This window comes from Paenibacillus sp. J22R160, assembly GCF_059692135.1.
In genome coordinates this window covers 79,568-101,290 of sequence record NZ_JCAUAU010000009.1, presented here as the reverse complement: position 1 = coordinate 101,290, position 21,723 = coordinate 79,568, and the positions used below count along the sequence as shown (strand labels likewise).

12 protein-coding genes and 1 pseudogene are annotated in these 21,723 nt (G+C 44.5%); 3 read left to right on the top strand and 10 right to left on the bottom strand.

From position 1 onward, the window contains the following. Positions 1–147 precede the first annotated feature (147 nt). The 5 genes from AC58UW_RS19385 to AC58UW_RS19365 all read right to left on the bottom strand — a co-directional run bounded on the left by AC58UW_RS19385 (position 148) and on the right by AC58UW_RS19365 (position 4,788). The gene (locus AC58UW_RS19385; RefSeq protein WP_497422250.1) at positions 148–1,023 is read right to left on the bottom strand and encodes an aminoglycoside phosphotransferase family protein; all 876 of its coding nucleotides are present in this window, start codon (positions 1,021–1,023) and stop codon (positions 148–150) included. Between the two features lie 121 nt (positions 1,024–1,144). Further along, the gene (locus tag AC58UW_RS19380; protein WP_497422249.1) at positions 1,145–1,627 is read right to left on the bottom strand and encodes a GNAT family N-acetyltransferase; all 483 of its coding nucleotides are present in this window, start codon (positions 1,625–1,627) and stop codon (positions 1,145–1,147) included. Between the two features lie 283 nt (positions 1,628–1,910). Further along, positions 1,911–2,396: a DUF2975 domain-containing protein gene (locus AC58UW_RS19375; protein WP_497422248.1), complete on the bottom strand. Its 486-nt coding sequence runs from the start codon at positions 2,394–2,396 to the stop codon at positions 1,911–1,913. Between the two features lie 412 nt (positions 2,397–2,808). Next, complete coding sequence (locus AC58UW_RS19370) at positions 2,809–4,485, bottom strand: ABC1 kinase family protein (RefSeq protein WP_497422247.1); 1,677 nt, start codon at positions 4,483–4,485, stop codon at positions 2,809–2,811. A gap of 6 nt (positions 4,486–4,491) precedes the next feature. Continuing rightward, entirely contained in the window at positions 4,492–4,788 is a 297-nt protein-coding gene (locus AC58UW_RS19365; protein ID WP_497422246.1) for a phasin family protein, read from the bottom strand. 373 nt (positions 4,789–5,161) lie between these two features. On the opposite strand from AC58UW_RS19365, the gene AC58UW_RS19360 reads away from it, so the two are divergent. Continuing rightward, on the top strand, positions 5,162–5,356 hold the full coding sequence (locus AC58UW_RS19360) for a hypothetical protein (protein ID WP_497422245.1): 195 nt from the start codon (positions 5,162–5,164) through the stop codon (positions 5,354–5,356). A 107-nt stretch (positions 5,357–5,463) separates the two neighbouring features. Here AC58UW_RS19360 and AC58UW_RS19355 read toward each other — a convergent pair. From AC58UW_RS19355 to AC58UW_RS19340, 4 genes and pseudogenes are all read right to left on the bottom strand, one after another. Further along, positions 5,464–5,583 (bottom strand): annotated as a pseudogene (locus AC58UW_RS19355) (IS110 family transposase); the annotation flags it as partial. A gap of 56 nt (positions 5,584–5,639) precedes the next feature. Further along, positions 5,640–7,046, bottom strand: a complete 1,407-nt coding sequence (gene pepV, locus AC58UW_RS19350; protein WP_497422244.1) for a dipeptidase PepV — start codon at positions 7,044–7,046, stop codon at positions 5,640–5,642. Positions 7,047–7,457: 411 nt separating this feature from the next. Then, on the bottom strand, positions 7,458–14,471 hold the full coding sequence (locus tag AC58UW_RS19345; RefSeq protein ID WP_497422243.1) for a discoidin domain-containing protein: 7,014 nt from the start codon (positions 14,469–14,471) through the stop codon (positions 7,458–7,460). A gap of 1,421 nt (positions 14,472–15,892) precedes the next feature. After that, positions 15,893–17,086 carry an oxalate decarboxylase family bicupin gene (locus AC58UW_RS19340; RefSeq protein ID WP_497422242.1) on the bottom strand — a complete coding sequence of 398 codons (1,194 nt, stop codon included), beginning with the start codon at positions 17,084–17,086 and terminating at the stop codon, positions 15,893–15,895. Between the two features lie 312 nt (positions 17,087–17,398). On the opposite strand from AC58UW_RS19340, the gene AC58UW_RS19335 reads away from it, so the two are divergent. Continuing rightward, the gene (locus AC58UW_RS19335) at positions 17,399–17,509 is read left to right on the top strand and encodes a YjcZ family sporulation protein (protein WP_079412559.1); all 111 of its coding nucleotides are present in this window, start codon (positions 17,399–17,401) and stop codon (positions 17,507–17,509) included. Between the two features lie 73 nt (positions 17,510–17,582). Here the strand turns inward: AC58UW_RS19335 and AC58UW_RS19330 are convergent, their stop codons facing one another. Further along, positions 17,583–19,421: a putative thiazole-containing bacteriocin maturation protein gene (locus tag AC58UW_RS19330; protein ID WP_497422241.1), complete on the bottom strand. Its 1,839-nt coding sequence runs from the start codon at positions 19,419–19,421 to the stop codon at positions 17,583–17,585. 328 nt (positions 19,422–19,749) lie between these two features. Here AC58UW_RS19330 and AC58UW_RS19325 point away from each other — a divergent pair, with 328 nt between their 5' ends. Continuing rightward, positions 19,750–21,648 carry a TOMM precursor leader peptide-binding protein gene (locus AC58UW_RS19325; RefSeq protein ID WP_497422240.1) on the top strand — a complete coding sequence of 633 codons (1,899 nt, stop codon included), beginning with the start codon at positions 19,750–19,752 and terminating at the stop codon, positions 21,646–21,648. Positions 21,649–21,723: the final 75 nt, after the last annotated feature.

Sequence of the window (21,723 nt, the reverse complement as noted above, 5' to 3'; positions counted from 1 at the left end):
AATTGACGTTCATCGGTTTTTCACATTAAAAAAACGATATTATCCATTTTATTATATAAATAAACGGCAACTTTAGGCCATCCTTTGGGAATGGCCTAAAGTTTGTTATTCAGCTATTAATATTCATCAATATCCGTTGCTAGATTTTTAAATGAATTCTGACAGCACCAGGTCGAGCCAAGATTTCGCCTCATGGTACAGAACTGGATTGTTGTCCGGCGTATAGTAAGCCAGCACTGCCACCGCCTGCGATACGACCCATCCGCGAGCTCGTGCCCACGTAGCGTCATCTGTCGGAAGATATTCGCGGAACGCATCACGAGCTGCCGGCGAGTGTAATTTCCACGCAACCATGATATCACATGCAGGATCGCCAATGCCCATTGTACCCCAATCGATCACACCGGTGATGCGTTCATTTCGCACGAGCCAGTTACGCACATCAAGGTCGCCGTGATGCCAAACCGGTGGACCCTTCCACGGAGGCGCAGCAAGTGCCGATTCCCACACAGCAGATACAGCAGAATCGCCATCGAACAGCGCCAGCCAGTATCGGAACTCCTCATCCCGTTGAGCCAAAGGAATGCCGCGTCCCGGCGGCCCACCCGATGAGTTAATTTGGTGCAGTGCTTCAACAAACGCCGCAAGATCACGTGCTGCCTGAATCTCGTCAATCTTCTCTATTGGCAGAGTTTCGCCCTCAACCCACGTATGTATCTCCCAAAACCACGGATATTCGCTATTCGGATGCCCTTGAGCGATAGGTATAGGAGTTTCAAGCTGAACCAATGGTGCGAGCTTGGGCAGCCAAGTAAACTCGCGACTTCCTGGTGTCGTAGGCCCCTTACGCCGCGCCAGCCGAATAGAGTATTCCTCACCTAGTCGGAAGATGGCGTTCACTGTTCCGGCCGGCTCGATTCGTCGTAGAGATAGCTCTGACCAGTGGGGGAACTGGTCGGCAAGCAGTCGGCGCACGAGTGCCTCATCTATTTCCATTTCGTCGACGTGCATTTTCTCACCCACTAGTCGCCTCCTCCTCGTTCGCTTTCACGTAGTAATTCGAAATGTTGTTCCCATTTTAATGCCTCTTAATTTAATTTTTAGAAACCTTAATGGTATCGTATATCAAGTCCTCATACCTTATTTAAACCTTTTGTGTAATTAGCAGTTTAAATTTTTGTCGAGTACCACCTTCAGGACCATTCGGAATCGGTTCATCTTGAGGTACAAAATCGAACTTTTGATATAACCGTCTTGCAGGCTGTCCTTCTGGGATATCATTACCAAATGTAGTAACTGATACTTCTGCCGGAGCATTAACGAGTTTCAGTACATGCTTCAGAAGTTCAGTAGCTATGCCCTTATTTCTTGCTCGAGAGGAAACAGCTAACCATCCAATCTTATAACTTGGCGCACTTACTGAAGAAAATAAAATTCCACCAAGTAAACACGTTCCAGGAGTTCCATCGTTTTCCCTCACACAGAATGCACTGCTTTGGTTAATATTTTTCTCTATAGCTTGAATAAATTTTGGATCGCTTATCATTGGGCCAAATAAGTATTCAACTTCAGAAGCCAATTCCAACCATCCGTTCAGATCACCTTTTGTAGCTTTCACAACATTCATAATTAGCCCCTTCGGAAGAGTGAATATGGATTGTATAATTGTACCACATATTGGAAGTAACCTGCCTGATAGCTTAATGAGGCTACCACTCGTTTTCGCGGAGGCAGCCTCTTTTTGTAGTTTACTAAAGTAACGTTATCCGTTAAAGAAAACCGCCTTGGAGAAAAAGGCGGTTCATTGAGCTATCGTCCCCGTAGTTCTGTTTTTATTAAAGAGTGTATTCGTCGCTTTTGTACCCCAAAAAACACCTGGCTGACAATTCAAAGTCTTACATATCCGTTAATCATTCATTTTTTGACTTTATATCTGGGGCATTTATTAATGGCTTTTGAAGTGCGTCCACAATGGCTGCAATGATACCTGTTACTAAAATGGCCATTAGACATAATGATGTAGGACCCGCTGCATCATCACTACCTGTAACTTTAGCAAGCACCCTTAAGCTTACTATTCCTAACAGAATGAGGAAAATGACTGTAAAAGCACATTTCTTTATAATCTTCAAAGATTTAAGGGATAATTCAGAGAAAGCATTGTTTTTTTCGATGTAGGTTAATAGTTTATATGCTTGATACAACGCAACCGAAAACGCAATACAGAATCCGTATGCACATACTAAAAAGGGAATTAGGAAGTAAGCCGTATCTGGATGTACCCTTGCATCTCTAACGGCTATCACAGGCAACCAGATACACAAAGCAAGCACTGCAATTCCAGCCAGAAAAATAATTACCTTTAAGAAAGTGGTTGAACCTCGTTTAACATTCATTTAATACACCTCACTTATTTATTGACAACATGATTGTAGCACATTATTTATTGTTAAACAATAAATTTATATTGTTTTAATGTTATTGTTATTGAAATATCTTTCAATATTGACAAAATAAAAAGCATTTCTCATTACAAAGAAATGCTCTTACTTTAAAAATGTTAAATTTGCAACTTGTTCTTTAACAAGTTAAGCTCGGTCTACTGCATGTCGGTGATCGGACAATGTTCTTGACAACCAACATCATCAGGGTAATGCCCATGAAATCCACGGTCGTTCGCTTTTATCTTAAAGTTTGTCGTAACTCCATTGCCTGGACTAATAAGTTCTTCTCCTAGCCTGTCTCCAAGAGCTTAAACCAGCGTAGCAGTCGTTTCTTTATTCTATAAGCGCTGACGAAGGACATTTTCTAGAATCTGCCCGATTTAAAAATCGAAAATAGCAACCAGAGACTCATTAATGATGCCAATATGAACCCAACTTCGATGGTTGGCACATTCAGCAAGAAATAATGCTTCCGACCCACAATGGAAGAACCGATGATGAGTCCCATCATAATGAGGCTGAAAGATAAGAGAACGATGCCGAATGTAATCCTATTGCCAATGCGATCCAGCTTGCGCAGGAAATCGTAGGCATCAGGGACGCTAATATTCATATGCAGCTTCCCTTTTTTTATCAGTGAAAAGAACTCTCGCGACTGTCTTGGAAAATCAATTAGCAAGTACCCATAATCCGTAACATCTTTGAGTAAACTTGATGTCAGATTTTTCGGGCGTAGTCGTTCCAACAGGAGTTGGAGGCCGAACGGTTCCGCTATCTTTACGATACTGATCGTAGGATCTAGCTTTGTGACAACCCCTTCAATCGTTACCAGCGTTTTCCCTAATAAGATGAAATCCGCCGGAATGCGAATATGGTACTTGTACGCCACCTCGAACAGATCGTTGACGATTCCCCCCAGGCTTACACGACTAAGAGGGACTCTGAAATATCGCTCTCTTAGCTCCTCAATATCAAAACGCAGCTCCGCCATATCGAGTTCCTCGTCAATAAGCCCGATCCGGTAGATCGCCTTAATCACCCCATCGGTGTTCTGGCGCATAAGAGCAATAATCAGTGAGGAAAAATGGAATTTTGACTCCGCCGTGAGCCGGCCGACCATGCCAAAGTCAAGTAAAGCGATCACTTCGCCCGGCTGGATGACGATGTTCCCGGGATGAGGATCTGCATGAAACAATCCTTCAATGAATATCTGATGAAACAATGCTTGAATGAGCCGATTGGCAATTCGCGCTCGGTCGTACCCAAGTGCGTTGAGTTGATCCTCTTGGTACAGCCGAACACCTTCGATATACTGCATCGTCATGACCTTTTTCGAACTGTAATCGCTATAAATCAGCGGCACATAGATATGGGCGACATCCTTGAACTGCTCAGCTATCTTCTCCGCATTCCTAGCCTCTTTGATATAATCCAGCTCATTTAAGAGCGATCTGCCGAATTCCGCAATGAGGGCCTCCATTTGAATCCGGCGTGCCCATGCAAAACGTCTCTCGGCCATCGCAGCCAAATCCGCTAGAATCTCGAGATCGATCCGGATTGATTCTGCGGCTTGAGGTCGTTGGATTTTGATAGCCACACGTTCTCCGTTATGGAGCACGCCAAGGTGCACTTGCCCGATGGATGCCGCTGCAAGTGACTGCTCCTCGAAGCGGTCATAAACCGTCCCGATACTTTGTCCTAGTTCAGTCTCAATGATATCTTGTACCTGTTTGTACGGAATGGGCTTCACATCATCCTGAAGTTTCTCCAACTCCTTTACAATGTCTTCCGGAAGGAGATCACTACGGGTGCTGGCGATCTGTCCCAGTTTAATAAAGGTTGGTCCGAGCTCTTCAACGACATCCCGAATCCGCAGTCCAAGCGATTTACGGAATGTATCGTCATTCACTTGAAATCTTCTAATTGGAATACGAAGACGCTGCAGCAGATCTGACTCTTCTACCAAGAAGCCGAAACCATGGCGAACCAAAGCAATAACAATATCCCGGTATCGTTGTAACTGCCGTATCCTTTTCCTCATAATCGACTATGCCTGTAGCTTGTGTTCCATTTGGTCGATGCGCTGATCTAGCCGCTTAATATCTTCCTCTGTCGCCAGGTGCAAATCAACCAGCAGCTTCTGAAGCTGTACGCGTACGATTTCTTTAAGAGCGTCCTGCTGCTCCTCCCCCTTCTTGATCAACTTTGCCACCAACGCCTTCGACTCTTCAGGGGCAACTTCTCCCTTTACCACAAGCTCTTTGACGTAGTTTTCCAGTTTTTCTTTGGTCACAATCGTGATTCCCAGACCGAGCGAAACTGCATTCTTGATCAAATCATTCATCTATAACACTCCTCTACAAACAATAATTAGGCATTATGATTTCCAATAGGTGCCATTGGTATGTATGCGGAGCAGAAATCAAAGATAAAATGATAAATTGCTTAAAAGATTCTCTGTTTCAATCTCTTTTTTTGATAGTACTTCATATCCTACTCCCCTTGCTTTGATTTCCAATAATCTTGAAAATAATCCATCCCTAAAGTTTTCGCGAATTGATCAAAATACCCTCTCGTTTAATAGAAAAGGCAACCGATCGTTCCGGTTGCCTTCACGTATGTCGTGGTTGAACTATAGTTCTCCGTGACAATGATCTTGTTGTGGATAAATTAGCATGCATGATATAATTATACAAAATGGAAAGAAGGGATAAACGATGAACGCAAAAACAAACCTTCGCCACCAACATTTCAATACATTTCATAATAAACATAATCAACGAGTAGCAGAGTTTCATAAACGTCACACTACTCAAATCGCGAACGGGGATAATGGAAATAGTTTATTAGCGAGATGGGAAAGATTTGTTTATCACAAAGCACTGGATATTTTGAAGATATTAAAAAAATAATTTATTTGAGGCTGTTCCTAAGCGGAGCAGCCTCTTTCATTTTCATTTCAGGTTTTGACTATCATTATATTTCAATGGTATGAAGTTGTTGAGTTGTCATCTAGTTATTTACTTTTTTTCACGTGCAATGGATTTATTACACCGTATTTCACTTGCTTTTCTTTTAGATAATAAGCGAGGTTCAACCAGTAGTGGCCCGTTGGTTCCATGCCAACGATAACGTCCTCTTCGGTCCTCCTGAAGCAATAAATACACCATACTCTACCTTACAAAAAACAATGTTCTATAAGTGGCTTAATTCATATAATGCTTTGGCGTAGATGGCTGTCGCTTTGATTAAATCATCGATTTCAATAAATTCATCAATCTGGTGAGAGCTATCTACCTTACCAGGGAAAAACGCACCGTAAGCCACTGCATTTTTCATTAACGACGCATACGTTGCCCCGCCCGATGTTAAAAGTGTGGGCTCATCCCCTGTAATCGATTGATAAGCCGATTGCAGTGTTTTAATCATAGGATGATCGGCAGGGAAATAATGTGTAGGGAATTGCCACGCATCAGCGATTGTGAAATGGCAGATCTCAGCATTTTTCGTGATCATTTCAATGGTATGTTGGTAATCATTATTTAATGGGAAGCGAATGTTCAACTGAATCGAACCACCATCTGTATGATTGTAATTGAAAATGCCGGCATTCACCGTTAATGGTCCGAGCACATCTTCACTGTATTGGATTCCCAACTTTTCCCCAAAAGGATCTCTATATAGGCAGTTTTCGGCAAATGTGATAAAGGATTGGTCACTACCCGCAAAGCTTAATGTGTTTAAGAAATGCAGGCACTCAAGTCCGGCATTCACGCCATTCTGCGGTTCCATACCATGCACGGTTTTACCGTAAAGGGTTAAAATAATCGTTTCATCGGACTTGCTGACCTCACCATGTAGCCCCTGTTCCTTACAATATGTCTTAAAACGGTTTACAAGTTCCTCAGGTTGATTCGTTTTAATTTCAGCAGCGACTTGTCCAGGTACCATGTTTCCCCTGTCACCCGAAGAAAAGTTAACTAAAATAGTTCCATGTTTTTCTTCTTCACTGCCACTTAAAGTCAGTTTCACGTTAATTTGCCCTTTTTCGGCGTACACCATCGGAAATTCATTATCAGGCGAAAAACCGTAAGTTGGCGCGGGCTCAACGTCAAGATAATGTTTCACACAGCGCATACCACTTTCCTCATCTGTGCCATAGATCATACGGATCTTCCTTTTTAAAGGAAGGTCAAGGTCCTTCAATATCTTCAACGCATAAAATGCAGCCATTCCCGGTCCTTTATCATCTATGGTACCGCGGGCATAAAGCTTTCCTTCTCGAATAGTTGGCTCATAAGGTGGTGTTGTCCACTCTCCAGGAGCTGGAACCACGTCGACATGGGCAATTACCCCAACATAATCTTCAGACTCTCCCCATTCAGCAAACCCGGCAAAGCCGTCTAAGTTTTTAGTTTTGAAACCCTCATTTTGGGCTAATGCCAAAACATAATCTAATGCTTCGCCAATCTTTTCGCCCATTGGATATTCAGGAGTAATCGTTGTTAAATCCATAACACTCGCAATACGCAATAATCCTTCCAAGTCCTTTAAAAGATCATCTTTTCTTTTTTCCACTTCTGCCAGCCAATTGATTTCCATTACATCCTCAACTCCCTTCTCAATTATATTTAATTTTATCAAATTATTTGAAGGAACTGTTAAAAAATGCTTGTTTAAATAAAAGACCTTTTAGCAGGTGAACTGGATGAAGAGTTTGAAGAAGAGTCATCGGCAGAATGAACGGACGGATGGGATTTGATCCAGATGACGAGGATACCGGTTGAGATAATGTTCTTGTCAAAATCGGAAAGAGGATACGGTTCTTGTCATTGGGTTTTGACAAGAAGCGTATCCTCTTCGATGATTTCCATTTGTCGATTTGTGCTTGCTTCTCTATCACGTGTCATCTGCGTCTGCAGCCTTCAATTTCTGAATAAGCTGTGGTAAACCCGCGTTCTGATGGGATGTACCGGTTTGAAGAGCGCTCAAATTTGCATATGATGTTTCGTATTAATTAATCAATTTCAAATATTGCAAAACCTGCTTGATAATAACAGCAGCCTCTGCGCGAGTGGCTACATCTTGCGGAGCAAAGGTTGCTTCTGTTTTCCCATGTACCAAACCTTTGTCAGCGGCTTCTGCTACCGCGTTGCGAGCATAGTCTGACAACTGGTCTTGATCAGCGAATGACACTGTTGCTTTTACATCCGTATTCGCTGCTCCCTGAACGAGATGGGCAGCTTTCATCATCATGACGACCATCTGCTCTCTCGTAATCAGTAGATCCGGACTAAATATACCTTCGCCTACACCTTCGACCAAGCCGTATTTAGCGGCTGTATTCACTTCTGACGCGTACCACTGGGTAGCCGCAACATCTGTAAATACGGATGGCGTTGTTTCTGTCGGTAACCCCAGTCCTCTTACGAGAAGTGCTGCAAACTGAGCCCGCGTCACTTGCATCTCCGGTGTATACGTGTGATCTGATGTTCCATTGACAATCATTTTGGAAGCTAACATTTCAACTTCCTTTTGAGCCCAATGTCCCGTCATATCTTCAAATGTTTTCTTGTTTTGAACGATAGCGTACATACTGTTCGTATTACGGATGATGGTCACGACTGTCTTCCCGTCTTTCACAGTGAATACAGATGGAACAAATTGCAGTTCACCAGTAACCGGATCATAAACGACAGCCGTTGCTGCCGAAGGATTCGTGATGACGCCATCTACATTCATTGCGCGTGTAACAAAGTTGCTGCCAAAGTAATGAATCTCTTCTTCTTTGTCCTTCGATTTCAGAATGACTTTGTAGTCGACAATATCGCTTACTCGCTCTAATCTTTTGTTTTGGATGGATTGTTCAAACTGCTTTTCTTGCTGTGTTTTCGCTTTATCCATGCGGATGATGAGCGTTGCGCCTTTATCTGTACCCGCTGTGCCTGCTTGCTCTAGAATAGAAAGCGGTAGTTCATACGTTCCTAAATGACTGTTTACGGTCAAAATAGTGCCCTGATTTTCTTTGAGATTGTTGTACAAAATATCCAGAGGCAACTCTATGGCATTCGATGCATGCTCGCCTGGAATGTCAATCGTAAGAACAGGATGATCCGTTGCCGCTGTGTCGTGAAGATCATCTAATTTCTGAACCAGTCGTTCACGATCGATGACGGCGGTTAGCGCTGTATCCCCGCCCTCTTCAGGGACAATTTTAAGTTCCGAATCTTTTGGTGTATAACGAGTTGGATCCTCTTTCCTTGTCGGTGTAGGATTGACAGAGCCATCGACATAGCCACCTCCAGGTCCTGGATTAATAATGGTCGTTTGACCGCTTAGGGTAATAACCATTTCCCCATGAACCTCGGAACCATCCGCTGCTGTTGCAACTACCTTAACGACTCCATCTTTCACAGCCGTCAGCAAACCGGATACGTTAATTGTCGCTTTATCCGTTATTGTTGATCCGTCTGCTTCATACACTGCCCATGTTACTGACTTATTCATAGCATTGGCAGGCAGCACCGCTGCTTGTAACTGAAGACTTCCGTTCTTCGCGGTAATTGTTGAAGCGTTATCTGTGCTTGTGATCGTGATGCTATTTACACTCACCTGTTGGATTTTAGAAGCCTCAAACGCTTGCAGCGCAGCGTTCAAATCAGCAGTTGCTTGCTCGAACTCCAGCTTGGTTGCAGAGCCGCTGTCTACTACTTGCTGTGCTTGATTTATGGCTGCCAACAATACCAATTTCGAGCCTGCCGGATAATTGCCGACTTCTGTTCCTTCTATAGCCAAATCATATTTAACTTGGACATTTGCAATAAGTGCGATAAGTTCCGCTTTGTAAGCATTATCTGTTACGGTTACATTCGCAACCGCAGGAATTACAGTTCCATCTACAGCTCCGCTCACGCTAAAGCTGCCAGCTACCGCATACAGGGAAGGATCAATCGCATCCCATTGAACAGATTTATCTCCAGTTGTGTCATCGTTATAAACAACAGTCACATTTGCAGGCAGAACCGGTGCCGCATAAGTAGCCGTAGCTACATTTACTGGCAGTACATCATTAATCACTTTAACAATTTCATCCCACTTCGCATACAGCGTAAAATCTGTTGCCGGGATCGTATTTACAGCGAAATCCCATGAAATATGCAATGCTTCATCCTGATACCAGCCAGCAAACGTATATCCGTTTTTAGTCGGGGCCTCTGGCGCAGATATTTTCGAACCTTCCGTTACTCCGAAAACACCTCGAACCGCACTGCCGCCATTACTGTTGAAAGTAACTTTCTTGCCTGGCTGGAAGTAAGAGAAATCCCACTCATCATGCCAATAGAATTCAACAGTTCTGTCTAGCGAATTCAACTCGATCGGCAGCCATACATACCTCGAATCTTTCAGATTCGTGTTTTTCCAACGATCCCCCATAAAGATGAACTTATTCGGAACAATATTTCCATTTTCATCTCTATACGGAAACGCAAAAGTACCTTGACTGTCGAATGTCCTGTCGTTATTCCAGCCTCTAGCCGGGTTGTCTTTATCTTCCCATGGACCTAAAATATTGGTCGCTGTATGATATTGGGCTGCGTTTGGAGTCCACCCTTTACAATCTGATGTAATCATATAATACACGCCGTCTTGCTTGAAGATCACCGGAGCTTCTCGACTATTCCAGATAATTTTAGCCCAGTGAACGCCTTCTACCGACTTGTTATTCTCGTTCATCGCAGGTCCGGTATAGTCATCATTCAACTGCGTAACAATCTCCGTTGCGTTATTTTCTGATGCGTAAATCAAGTATGCTTTGTCGTCATCGTCTACGAACAACGTCATATCGCGCAGCATGCCTTCACCTTCTTCGCCGCCCCATCCATTATTCGGTAATCTGGCTGAACCCAAATATTTGAATGGTCCGGTTGGCGAATCGCTGACCGCGACGCCGCCTCTTGCCCACCAGTAAGACCCTTCAATCGGTCCATCATGATGCCACCACATGACATAGTTGTTGTATTTCTTGTTGTAGACCACTTTCGGACGCTCGACAACTTTAGCCCAGTCGAACTCCTTGAACATCGCTTTTTTCTCCGCATACGTCTTATCCGCGTACAGAGCGTTCAATTCAGCGATTCTTTCCGGCGAATTGTGCTTGCTCAGCGTCGGTGCCGGGGACTTGGTTCTGCCAACTTCCGGATCAACGCTTGGAACCGGTGCATGTCTAACGACAGTAGGATTATAGTCAGGAATTGGACTGTTCTTATAAATGCCCGACTCCTCGGAAATATATAGTGGCATATTCTCATCAGGCGGTGTTCCATCGACGAATTGCTGGTTGTTGAATACCGGCAATACGATGCCTTCATTTTTCCAATTTAACAGATCCTTCGACGAGTAGGCATGAATGCCTGTCGCAGGTACCGCATCCAATCCGTAAAGATTATTTTCGGTTTTATCTTCCCCGTACCAATAATACGTTTTGTTCTGTTCATTGTACAGAATGCCGCCGCCATGTGCCTGAATCGGCACGCCTTCCGTATCCAGCCATACTTCGCCGCTTTTAATGGACTTCACGCTGCCTAAGCCCCGATAGAAATTGTACATATCATTCAGAACTTTTGTGTAGTAACCAATAGATTCCTCGGTCAAATCGCTAAGAACGCCGATCGTGGTAATTTGTTTTTCAATCATGTCTTCCACTTTCGGACCGATCCCTGCTATCGTACGCACTTGATTTATGGCAGCTTGCAAGCCGCTTATATCGAAAACAGTTCCTGCTTTCTGACTAACCACAAGCTCCGCTGCACTGAGCGTGTTTCCGTCTCCACCAGTCGTGATAGCCTGAATCGCTACATATCTGGCTTTGCCTGGTTTGAATGTAGCGTATTGAACACTGCTGCTGGTGGAGTCAAAAGAACCATTTGCTGCAAACTGGAAATTATTCTTCAAATACTGTTCAGAACCGTCTGGCGTTTTCACGGACAAATCATTATCGCTCAAATAAATTTTGTATTGTTTAATTCTGCCGTTCTCATTGCCTTGCCTTGGCGTAACCAATAGCTTCCCAACGTCGGCCTTGTTCTCGCCCAGATCAATAATGATATAGTCGCCTGATCTGAACTTTCTGCCATTGGAAGCCCAGTTTGATTCATAGAAGGTGTTAGTATTGTTATCCAGAATAAGACTGGAAGGATTGGATGCATAAGCTTCAGGCGCATAGAAGAGACTAATTTCATTAATCTGCTTTACATCCGATTTGATCTTGTTGATTTCAGCCGTAATTTTGCCTGCCAATTTCTCTATCTCTTCTTGCGTTATAACCGGGCTGCTCAGCAGTTCATCAGCCTGCGCAAGATGGACGTTCAACGTAGTCAAGTAAGAATGATCTTTGTTAAAATTGCTTTTAAAATCATTTGCAACACTAACTGCTCTAGTGAGGGTTGACTTATTGATTGTAAATCCGTGGTTACTGTAAATATTGATCTCGGCAGCCGATCCGTACTGTTTCCCGGCATCGCTTGTGGATTCAAGCGCAGTAAATTTTACATAGTTAGCGCCTTGCGCATTAAAGGTTGCTGTTTTCTCCGACTTGTCTGAGTTCCAAGTTCCCTCAGCAACTTTGTTGAAATCGGTGCCATTGTCACTCACGGAAATTTCAAACTTGGTGACAACGCCATTCCAATCTTCATCCTGCCGAGGCAGGTATTTCAGCTTGTAAACACCGTCATACGCACTGCCAAGATTATAAGTGATTGAGTGCGGAAGCACCTTATAGGAACCGTCCCACGCCGTATGCCAATTCGTTCCGGCATTGCCGTCCAGCGTACGTTCCGGACCTTCATTGGCTGCGAAACTGTCTGACGTTGCGGTCATCTGATTTTGCGGGATAATCCCATTGTCAATGATACTGAATTGCAGGTTATACTCTGCGTTAAGTTTTCCTAGAATAGTCTCGACTTCTTCCTGAGTCACATTAGGAGTATCTATAACCGTGTTGGCTTCGCTAACCAGTGATTGCAATTTCATAATGTCAACACTTGCACTATTGAGAGTAATAATATCTGTAGCTCGCTGGATAACATTGGTGAGTATCGGAATATTCACTGCAAATCCAGGCTTTCTCAAAATATTAATCTCGGCAGCCGATCCGAACTGCGTACCGTCTCCGTGATTTGATTCGGTGATTGTAAGCTTCACCTGTCGAGCAGCTACGGACGAGAACGTTGCCGTTTTTTCAGACTTGTCGTTATTCCACGTCCCTGCGGCAACCGGAGTGAAATTCGTGCCGTTTGTGCTGACAGCGATTTCATACTTGGTCGCAACACCATTGAAACTGTTATCCTGCCTTGGCAAATATTTCAACTGGTAAACATCGTTATATTCATTCCCTATGTCATATGTAATTGTGTGCGGAGCCGGAGACGGTGTGCCGGACCAAGCGGAATGCCAGTTTGTATTCGCATTTCCGTCTAATGTTTTGTCCGCATCTTCTCCTGAAGCGGAGCTGCTTGCCGTTGCATTCATCTGACTTTGAGGGATAGCCTCGCCTTTTTCATACGTTGCTCCGTCAATAACAAAAGTTGTAATCGATTTCGGAGAAACAGTCGCATGCAACATTTTATTCACAACCGAAACTTCGTCCTTCTGCGCCACATTCTCCGAAGTGGAAGAAACGTATGTCGTTGCTTTCCCTGCAACAGCATCAAACTGTGACATGTTCAAAGAAATATCTTGACTAGTCGTATTTGCATTTCTATATACGACATAGATTTTATTCTTAGCAGGATCGTAAGCGGCTAGCGTATTATCATTGTTGTCTGCTATAAATCTGGAACCTTGCGGGATAAACTTGCTGAACTGCTGCATGGCATAATATTTCTTTGTATACCACCACTCTTGCGTATCGAAATCGGCATGAATGATACCCCAGTTCCTGTTCTCGTGATCTCTCATGTTTTTCTCGCTCTCAATAGCCTGCCAGAGTACCCAACCATTAGGCTCAAGCCATGTCATGTCCGTCATAATTCTGTCTGCAAGTGCCAGTGCCGGTTCCATATCATCGTGATTGTGAACAATGTCTTTAGGACCAAGATCTACTTCGGACATCCATAACGGCTTACCGGCCGCTCTGGCTTGATTTCTGACTCCTACCCGATCCGAACCGCTGTAAGAGTGGGTGTTCAGCTTCCCGATATTTGCCTTAGTTGCTTCATCATACGAATTCCAATTGCTTATAAAAGTATCGAGAGAGTGTTCATCCATAGCAGCAATTTGAACCGATTGCAGACCTTTTTCATCCAGTTTCGCGCGGGTTGCATTAATAATTTTCATTTGCGAGGAAATGTCATAGTGCGAACCTTCTTGTGCAAATTCAGTTTTAACTTTCCAGAAATTCGTACTAGGTTCATTGACCGGAGAAAGATAGTCGAAATTCACCTGCAAGTCCGGGTCTTCTTTAAAATGCTTCACAACAGTTGCCATATAGTCGGCAAAGTTGTTGTATTGATCCGACTTCAAGTTATCTTGATTACCGTCCCAATGGCCTGTCGTACTTCCGCTAACTGTCATGTAGTAAGGAGCTGAATTGGAGAACGCTTCCAATTTATTGGCGCCTCTTGCTATTGCGGCCTTCAGCCACCAGCGCTGATTCGCATCTTGCGACCAATCGTATACGCCAGGGGATGGGGAATATCCGGGGATTTCGGCACCTTCCCGCATGTACTCATAAGAGGGATTTTCACCGCCGCCAATATTGTATCTGACAAGTTTGAAGTTCAATCCTTCAGGGGAGTAAAGCGCATCCGCCAATGCATTTCTCGTCGCATCGTTCCAGCCGCCCGTAATATTGCCGAACCAGGCTAACGATGTTCCCCATCCGTCAAATGGCTGTTGCATGTTCTTTGGGTCTAAATTAACAACCTCCGCAGCGCTCGCCTTCTGAGCAGTCAGCCCATAAAACGCAGGTGAAACCATGGAGAGAGCAAGACACGAAGCAAGTAACTTTCTTCCAATGTTTGTAGTCATCCAAAAAACCTCCTTCTTAGATGGCAAGACCGCCACAATATCTTTTTTTGGAACCGTTTACTATACTCTCTTAAAAAGGAACTGTTTTACATAGATTTCCCAAAAAGAGGAGAGGAGATGACACGCATCCCTCTCCCATTTTCCTGCCTTTGCATCATACAAAGCTTGGATATCGCTGTAAGATTTGTAGAAAGACGTACCTTTGTCAAACGGCTTGTCCATTCCAGCGATTTTGTCATAATAGTTTTCGTCGCCAGATGCTAGCAACGGTATAAATTCATTTAACGAGTAGCTCGGCCAGGAGTCCTTACCGCCCATTGCATAAGGCTGATATGTACCGCTCTTTTTATCACCGTTAATTCACTTACAAACTGCTCCCACTTTGTTGGAACGCTCAAGCCTAATTCTTTAAAAACACTTGGGTGATAGTAAACAAGTTCAGGGAATAATATGACAGCACTTACCGTCTACAGCAAATGGCTTAGCTTTTGTATTTTTAGCCGTAATACTTAAATCGTTGAGTGGCAGAAGTTCCGCTTTGAAATCATTGATGAAATTAGGCGAAGTTACTAATCTTCTTTTTATAATATTTCTTATCCCCCTTCAAGATTATGTAAGTTATTATTTACACCTTTATCTTACAAAACTAAAGAATGCGCTTTCATTGATAATTTTTGTGATTGACTTGATAAATTTTGGGATTCTTTCTTTTCCCTGGAATACCTATCCCGATATTTTGCGTGCTCATCCCTTTAAATTTCACACCAGTCCGTGTTGGTGATCAAATGACGTATTCCATTTTATGCAACGCAGCAAGTCATAGTTTCTTGAGCTCACCTGTATGTTGAATGTAAACATAGACTTCGATATTGTTTAGCGATGTAGAAGTAAGCTCAATATCTTGCCAGTTTTTTATTTTTTTCTTAAACATAACATTTCGAAAATGGTAAATATCAGTCTCTATAGTAACCCCTCTTCAAATGAAGCCATCATGGTAGTCAATCTTCTTCCCCATTTTTTCTGCTAGCTCCCTAACAGCCCACATAGAAGTATGTTTTATTGCACCATTTATGATAATAATTACATCTGCCTGATTAATAATTCACTTAAAGTAATTTTCAGTTGAGTCTCCACCCGTTTTCCCGCTGTGATGCTCTACAATTAAGCCACGCTTCTCACCCATTTTTTTGAAAGTACTCTTTGACTGCCGCCAATAATCGCTGTTGTTACGCGCAACGGCTAGTGGACGCCGGTGTCGCATACCGGAGGACGCCCTTTTACACCGCCAAACGGCGGCCTCAAAAATAATTTAAGCGGATCATTCCCGATTGAGCATATTCCTTCGGCACCTTAAAGATTCACGTTCAAATATATATCATCTGCCGAACTAATGTTCTGAGTGCCTTTCAGTGCTAGTATACTTATCTATCTGTTTTTGGGTTAAATGAGAATCCGGGATGACTAACTATAAACTGTTTTTCCTTTTTCAAAGCATTCATGAACTCTGGCCCTACATGTAAGTTCTTTTCTACTATTTGATGAGGAGTGAGCGCCATCCACTGATTGAGTGAAACATCTTCAAAACGATCGCTCTTAAACATCTCCAATGCCCACACGCTTTGATCACCAGTGTTTTGAATATAGTGTCCGAAGGCACGTGGTACATATCCCACGTCACCAGCACGATAATCAAAAGTACGCGCCGTACCATTGGGTGCCATAACCGTCATGCGCGCCGTACCAGAGATATAATATTGCCATTCATCAGCGTTGGGATGCCAGTGCATTTCTCTCATGGCACCCGGTTTGATTTCAAGTAACGCTGCGGATATTTGAGTCGAAATAGGAAAATTGGTTGAATCCACGATACGCACTGTACTCCCGCCCGGCGTAACAATCGGCTCTTGTGCAAGTAGTCGATGTTTAAAGGGTAATGGTATCGTACCTTGAGGATCTGCCACCTGTTGACTTTCTATTGGACCGGGAACATCAGATTGAAAAATGTACACTTGATGTTTCGGGATATTTTCAAAAGCGCTTTTTGGAACACCAAAATTCGCCGAAAGAACTTCCTTTGGAGTATGTGCGAAGAAATCGGTGATAGCTAATGTATTAAGGTCAGAAAAGTTACCGTCAGGGAAAACGAGCAAAAACTCAGTGCCTTCTTCGAGTCCTTGAAGAGAATGCGGAATTCCTGGAGGGAAGTACCAAAGGTCTCCCACGCCTATGTCAGCAATAAAGTTCCTCCCGTTTTGATCGACGGATGTAATGCGTGTTCGCCCCACAAGCACGATCGCCCATTCCGCTTGCTGATGCCAATGCAGTTCTCGAACACCACCCGGAGTCAGAGCCATATTCACCCCTGCAAGCTCGGTCGCAATCGGAAGTTGTCTAACCGTCACTTCACGTGACCAACCACCGTGATTTAATTGCATATTTGTATCAGAGAAAGAGAATTTTAGGTTGGGTAACGATCCAGCATCAGTGACAGGAGAAACAAGCATGTCAGGGTTTTCTTTGTCTCGCATAATGTCACGTGGTCCTAAATCCCACCAACCCGCTCCATCACTTCTTATCGGTTGTGGTGTTTCTTGGTTCGGTGTATTGATTTTCAATTGTTTTGCACCTCATGTTCTAATTACTTCATACTCGTCACTAGTTAAGTGCCTATCTTAAGTTATGAATACAGTTTAGATTTGGAAATTTGTCCGGTTATACGAAATGATATTATTTGAAATGACAGTAGTCTGAGAAGTAAAAAGAGACGAAATTTCGTGGAATTGTGCTCTATAATCGGTTTGACAATGGCCCGGGATGAAATCCCTAGTTATTCCAACATGCAATTTGGTACATACGTCCAATCAATCACTATTCAACGAACATAATTTATACCGTAGTGACAAATCACCAGAGGGGAATGAGTGCACATGGGAGCAGTAGGTTATGGTGGAAGTTGTGCAGGTTACGGTTCAAGCGCAGCAGCAATTTTGGTTCTATTTATTCTTTTGGTAATCATCACATCAGCTTTTGTATGGTAATTTCTTAGTCCAACACAATGAGCAACGAGAAAAAACGGCCGCGAAATAAAATGCGGTCGTTTTTTCTCGTTGCTCACCGGGATTCCCCCTCTCTCAGCAAAACGCCAAACACACCTGCCATTTCCTCTTTCAAAAACGGTTCTACTGCTAGATCCAAGACCAAGAGCCTCTTACAGTTCCGTTCCAAGACCTGTAAGGCGGTCTTTAGAACATCCGATCTTAATGTCACTTCACATGAGGGGATCTCAAAGATTAGAGGTAACTGTTCGGCTAGATGTACAGACGATACCTCCAATACTTTCGATGTGCGGCAAGCCAGCTGGTTTTGTGCCTCTATCAAAGCCTGTTGCAAAACATCCCGCAATGCTACGGTCACATTCAAGCCTACAGCGCCATACCAACGATCACTTGTACCGACCCACATCACAGGGAATCCGTATACTTCCTCTCCTAAACCAATCATTGGTGCTCCCTTCATCGTTGTCAAAGCCTGCAAATAAAATTGACAGTGTTTATCTTCTATTGTTGACAACTTTACTCGAAAGACAGAAGGCAACTGATATGCGTGTCGCTTTCCCAGTACCTCGGCCAAACTCCATTGTAGCCCTCGGCCAACGCCTTCCGCAACCGTTTCTCCCGCTCCAACGCCGATAAATTCCTGCTGACCTATCCTCTTGCACTCTGATTCCTGAGAGGATGGAAGCATCGAAACAAGCAGACCTGCCATTCGAGAAACATACGCTTCAATCCCGGCCAGCCCCGCTTCCCGCCTGGCTCCCTCATGCGTCAAATCTGTACAAATAATGTCTGGCAAAAGCCTAGCCGGGCCTTCCGATAGTGGATCGACTGCCTGAACGCGACACTGAGAAAGTGGTAACTGCTTTAAGTCTCCCTCCTCCCAAATATGGAAAATTCCTGATTCAGTCGATGTCAACCGGCTGAAGTAAGGAAGCAATCCGTTCTCAATTTTGCTTGATCTCCGTTCCAGATGCAGATCGAACTCATGAATCCATTCTGCTGCGGGAGGTCCGGTCACAAGAGGATGAGGCATGAACGTATGCCATTTTCCTTCCAATGTCTCCAGATTAAGCAGGAAGAATTGATTACTTTGTTCCGCATCGTTCACACCCGTAATCTTTTTTAATAATTGAAACACGATCACATTCGCTAACATCGCTCCAGCTGTAGAAGAAAAGGTATGCAGCTGAGGGTCTTTATAAATCGCAGATTCGTGAATATTGCGAAACGCTGACTCCCAGCATCCCTCAAAGTCCGGATGCACTAACGGACCTGCCAGGCCCACCTGCTGCAGACACAATGCTGGAATAAACACCTTCCTCTCCTCCCTGCAAACCGCGTGAAGAATCCGCAGTTGCTCGATATCACCCTCCTGTGACACAAACAAAATTGAATCAAATGGCCTCACTGCCTCCCGCCAATTACTAACCCCTTCCTCCTGCATGGTAACTTCCTCTATTGTCACTTCGGGGTCCGATTTACGAGCATGTGCCGCCAGTTTTAACATCCTTTGCCGATCAGTTGGCTCTGAGCCAGAGACTAGCACGTGAAACTTGGGCATTCCGGATACAAGCAGCGCAGAAATGACCGAGATCAAAAATGGACCTGAACCAACCAACAATACTTTGGCCTGACGATAGAGATGAAACCGGTGAGCACCAGAATTACCGAAAGTGTCCAAAAACTCAATTTGAGAAGCATACTCTTTGAGAACCCCGTCCGGTAATTGATGTGGAGTGTCTTGGCTCACATCTTGAACAAAATGATCAATCAATTCGTCTTTCATGCGGAACGAGCTTTCGTTGTTACGAAAATTCCCACTTCTGGTTGAATTATGGTTGAAAAATGTAGTCCTTTTCATCTTCAGTCGCATCGAATGGTTCAATTTTGTCACTTTATTCCTCCTTCGTAATTCCCGATCATTCCAAACCCTTCACAAGTAATTTTATGTGCAGCTATTTGTCCCTCATGTCTTATACCGAATAGGCGCATGCGTAATTGCTTGGGCTAAGTGGACATCCTATTTCGCCACGAATTCTGACCATGTACTTTCCTTTCTTGATGATCAATATGTTAAATCGGCTTTGTGGTTCCTATAGAAAAATTGTAAGCACATTGTCCAATACGCGCATATATTAGTCATCACTCATATATACTGAAATCATCTTATAGAATGTCGCTGAAACGAACGGGGCACATTGCCGCGAGATGAGGTGAACTGCGTGAATGCTATCATATCAGTTGTCGGAGAAGGATTATTGGCCGACTACGTATGCAGAGAGCTATTGGACCATTATGAGGTCGTTCGACAGGCAGATTTCACTTCAGAATTACCAATAGCGGCGAAATTAGTAGTGGTGCTGAATGATGACTGGCCTTCCTCCGGATACTTCGAGGTTGAAGAGGTTCTACAGCAGGCCGGCATCCCGTGGTTGCGGGGCTTTATTGCAATGGATGAAGGCATCGTCGGGCCGTTGATTCGTCCGAGCACGCCAGGTTGCTCCCAGTGTGCGGATAACCGACGTTTCACGGCGTCGCCTGGGGATATACAAAGCGTAAGATCTTCGCCTTCAGGTCTTTGGCATACAGCCCACTTGTTAATTGCCGAGATGGAGCGAGTGTTGCAGGGCAGCCGAGCCCATACGGAGGAGCATATGTATATCGTTAACCTGAAAACTCTGAATACCTCGCTCCATTTCATTCTGCCTGACCCACTCTGTGAGGTGTGCGGCAGCTTGCTCGACGATTCATCGGCGGCGTCCAACATTTCACTCAAGCCGAGACCGAAGATAAACATCGACAGTTACCGCTGCCGTCCAATAGACGACCTGAAACCACATTTGGCCAAGGATTATATGGATTCTCGGACCGGCGTTTTTAATGCCAAGATGCTTGACCTCAAGTCGCCGTTTGCCGGGGTTGGAGTCAATCTGCCGTCATTTCTGATGGGAGATGAGGTAACGGGAGGCCGCAGCTTTTCTTATGCGGAAAGCGAATTGACTGCGATCTTGGAAGGATTGGAGCGACACTGCGGTATAACCCCTCGCGGTAAACGTACCGTAATCTACGACAGCTTTAACCATGTTGCGGATCAAGCGCTTGAGCCCTCCAAGGTTGGCTTATATTCGAAGGAACAGTACGCGCAGCCTGATTTCCCGTTCGAACCGTTTGATCCCGACCTCCCGATCGATTGGGTATGGGGCTATTCGCTCATGCAGAACTGTCCGATCCTTATCCCGGAGAGTCTCGCTTATTACAGCTCGGGATTCGGCAGCGGCTTTGTCCAGGAAGGCTCCAACGGTTGTGCGTTAGGTGGAAGCTTGGAGGAAGCCATCTTACATGGGATTTTGGAAGTGACGGAGCGCGACTCGTTCCTGATGACTTGGTATGCGCAGTTGCCTATCCCTCGCCTGGACCCCTATTCCGCCAACGATCAGGAACTGCTGCTCATGCTCGAAAGGCTGCGCGTTGTTGCCGGATACAATGTACTTTTGTTTAACATGACGATGGAGAATGGGATTCCGAGCATTTGGGCGCTCGCGAAAAGCGTCAGCCCCGGGAAGATGAATCTTATCTGTGCTGCGGGAGCTCATTTAGATCCGATACGAGCAGCGAAAAGCGCCATTCACGAATTGGCCGGCAGGTTGGTCTTCTTGCAAGAGAGATTTGAGGCGGGCCTAGAACATTTTAACCAAATGTTCGACAATCCGCTTCTCGTATTGCAAATGGAGGATCATGCCATGCTGTACGGTTTGCCGCAGGCAGAGGAACGGCTGCAATTTTTGCTGGATGAACAGCGTCCGCTCAGAACGTTTGACGAGGAGTTCACGCGTAAGGCAAGTCATACGGATCTAACTGATGATCTGAAGGACATGATCAAGGTGTTTCGCCGCTTGAACCTCGATGTGATCGTGGTGGATCAGTCGTCGCAGGAAACGCTACGAAACGGGCTGCATTGCGTAAAAGTTCTGATTCCGGGAATGCTCCCTATGACGTTCGGACATCATTTGCAACGCTTGACAGGGCTGAAGAGAGCGCTTCAGGTGCCGGCGGAGCTTGGATATGCGAAAGAACCGCTGAAGGCTGGGCAACTCAATCCGCATCCGCATCCATTTCTATAAGACGCGAAGCCTGTCCCTTCCAACAGCCTAAGCTAAACTGCCCTTCGTATTATGAGGTTAACAAGCACCCTCGTC